This window comes from Pseudoalteromonas sp. SG44-17, assembly GCF_014164235.1.
Classification (GTDB): Bacteria; Pseudomonadota; Gammaproteobacteria; order Enterobacterales; family Alteromonadaceae; genus Pseudoalteromonas; species Pseudoalteromonas rhizosphaerae.
Map to the genome: position 1 here is coordinate 1 of NZ_JACJEV010000090.1, position 682 is coordinate 682.

A 682-nucleotide genomic window follows, 5' to 3' on the forward strand; every position below is an offset into this window, starting at 1 on the left:
CAGAGCGGGTCATTAGCTCAGTTGGTAGAGCAGTGGACTTTTAATCCATTGGTCGATGGTTCAAGTCCATCATGACCCACCATTCTTTATTCGTAGAATAGTAGAGTGGTTATAATCGGCGGATTTACGCAGCGTGCTTAGGCACATCAGAGCGGGTCATTAGCTCAGTTGGTAGAGCAGTGGACTTTTAATCCATTGGTCGATGGTTCAAGTCCATCATGACCCACCATTCTTTATTCGTAGAATAGTAGAGTGGTTATAATCGGCGGATTTACGCAGCGTGCTTAGGCACATCAGAGCGGGTCATTAGCTCAGTTGGTAGAGCAGTGGACTTTTAATCCATTGGTCGATGGTTCAAGTCCATCATGACCCACCATTCTTTATTCGTAGAATAGTAGAGTGGTTATAATCGGCGGATTTACGCAGCGTGCTTAGGCACATCAGAGCGGGTCATTAGCTCAGTTGGTAGAGCAGTGGACTTTTAATCCATTGGTCGATGGTTCAAGTCCATCATGACCCACCATTCTTTATTCGTAGAATAGTAGAGTGGTTATAATCGGCGGATTTACGCAGCGTGCTTAGGCACATCAGAGCGGGTCATTAGCTCAGTTGGTAGAGCAGTGGACTTTTAATCCATTGGTCGATGGTTCAAGTCCATCATGACCCACCATTCTTTATTCGT

Annotated in this window: 5 tRNA genes; all 5 read left to right on the top strand. The window is 45.6% G+C overall.

Features of this window, described 5'->3' with window-relative positions:
* Positions 1 to 6 precede the first annotated feature (6 nt).
* The 5 genes from H5182_RS21990 to H5182_RS22010 all read left to right on the top strand — a co-directional run bounded on the left by H5182_RS21990 (position 7) and on the right by H5182_RS22010 (position 670).
* Positions 7 to 82: transfer RNA gene (locus H5182_RS21990), tRNA-Lys, on the top strand.
* A 71-nt stretch (positions 83 to 153) separates the two neighbouring features.
* A tRNA-Lys gene (locus tag H5182_RS21995) sits at positions 154 to 229 on the top strand.
* A 71-nt stretch (positions 230 to 300) separates the two neighbouring features.
* Positions 301 to 376: transfer RNA gene (locus H5182_RS22000), tRNA-Lys, on the top strand.
* A 71-nt stretch (positions 377 to 447) separates the two neighbouring features.
* A tRNA-Lys gene (locus tag H5182_RS22005) sits at positions 448 to 523 on the top strand.
* A 71-nt stretch (positions 524 to 594) separates the two neighbouring features.
* Positions 595 to 670: transfer RNA gene (locus H5182_RS22010), tRNA-Lys, on the top strand.
* Positions 671 to 682 lie beyond the last annotated feature (12 nt).